This window comes from Streptomyces sp. NRRL WC-3549, from assembly GCF_000721935.1.
Taxonomy (GTDB): domain Bacteria; phylum Actinomycetota; class Actinomycetes; order Streptomycetales; family Streptomycetaceae; genus Streptomyces.
The window spans coordinates 1-1,666 of record NZ_KL585430.1 but is presented as its reverse complement, the minus strand read 5'-3'; the positions used below and the strand labels follow the sequence as shown (position 1 = coordinate 1,666).

Genomic DNA, 1,666 nt, shown 5'->3' with positions numbered 1-1,666 from the left:
AGATGTGTATAAGAGACAGGCTCACCACCGACGACTCGCCCACGGAGATCCGCAACGGGGACCTGTCGGTCGACGAGGCGGCGTACAGCGCCAAGCTGAAGGGCCGGGTACTCGACCTGACCTTCAAGGAGTTCGAGCTCCTCAAGTACCTCGCCCAGCACCCCGGCCGGGTCTTCACCCGCGCCCAGTTGCTCCAAGAGGTCTGGGGCTACGACTACTTCGGCGGCACCCGGACCGTGGACGTCCACGTACGGCGACTTCGCGCCAAGCTCGGCCCGGAACACGAATCGCTGATCGGGACCGTCCGCAACGTCGGCTACCGCTTCGTCACCCCCGAGAAGGCGGAACGCCCCACCGAGGACGGCATGGCCAAGGGATCCCCGGCGACGACCGGCGGAACGGCCTCCCGTGCGGAGCATCCGGCGGGGGCACGGATTTCGGAAGGGGCCCCGGTCCGGCCTGCCGAGCGGTAGGTCCATCCGCGTAGACTGCCGCGCGTGGCCAAGGTGACGCGGGACGATGTGGCGAGACTGGCGGGGACCTCGACAGCGGTCGTCAGCTACGTCATCAACAACGGACCCAGGCCGGTCGCCCCGGCCACGCGCGAGCGGGTGCTCGCCGCCATCAAAGAGCTGGGCTACCGGCCGGACCGGGTCGCCCAGGCGATGGCCTCACGGCGGACCGACCTCATAGGGATGATCGTGCCGGACGCCCGGCAGCCGTTCTTCGCGGAGATGGCGCACGCGGTCGAACAGGCCGCCGCCGAGCGCGGGAAGATGGTGCTCGTCGGCAACTCCGACTACCGCGACGAGCGCGAAGTCCACTATCTGCGCGCCTTCCTCGGCATGCGCGTCTCCGGGCTGATCCTCGTCTGCCAGGGCCCCAGCGAGCGCGCCGCGGCCGAGATCGAGGCGTGGGACGCCCGCGTCGTCCTGCTGCACGAACGGCCCGAGGCGATCGACGACGTCGCGGTCATCACCGACGACGTCGGCGGCGCCCAGCTCGCCACCCGCCACCTGCTGGAGCACGGCGTCCCCTATGTGGCGTGCCTCGGCGGCACGGAGTCCACCCCCGTCGTCGGCGACCCCGTCGCCGACCACATCGAGGGCTGGCGCCGGGCGATGCAGGAAGCGGGACTGCCGACCGAGGGCCGGCTCTTCCACGCCCCGTACAACCGCTACGACGCCTACCAGGTGGCGCTGAAGCTGCTGGCCGGGCCCGAGCGGCCCCCGGCGATCTTCTGCTCGACCGACGACCAGGCCTTCGGCGTGCTGCGGGCCGCACGCGAGCTGCGGATCGACGTGCCCGGGGAGCTCGCCGTCGCGGGATTCGACGACGTGAAGGAGGCGGGCCTCACCGACCCGCCGCTGACGACGGTCTCCTCCGACCGTCCCGCGATGGCCAGGGCCGCCGTGGACCTGGTCCTCGACGACTCCCTGCGGGTCACGGGGTCCCGGCGGGAGCGCCTGAAGCAGTTCCCGTCCGCCCTGGTGGTGCGGCGGTCCTGCGGCTGCGGGAAGCCCGCGGCGGGCGCGGTGTAGGGCCCTTACCCCGGGCATACGCGGTTCTGCCGGGCTTCTCAGGGCGCACTCAGGCCGCTCTCATGTTCGCCGACCACTCTGGTGGACATGACCGACAGCCACCGCCCGAGCGGCGAGTACCCGAC

Annotated in this window: 2 protein-coding genes; both read left to right on the top strand. The window is 71.5% G+C overall.

The window, feature by feature from the left end:
• On the top strand, positions 1–473 hold a 473-nt coding region (locus tag IH13_RS0130050), incomplete at its 5' end, for a winged helix-turn-helix domain-containing protein (protein WP_199814894.1).
• 24 nt (positions 474–497) lie between these two features.
• Positions 498–1,541 (top strand): LacI family DNA-binding transcriptional regulator, encoded by a 1,044-nt coding sequence (locus tag IH13_RS0130045; protein ID WP_031089224.1) that lies wholly within the window; start codon positions 498–500, stop codon positions 1,539–1,541.
• Positions 1,542–1,666 lie beyond the last annotated feature (125 nt).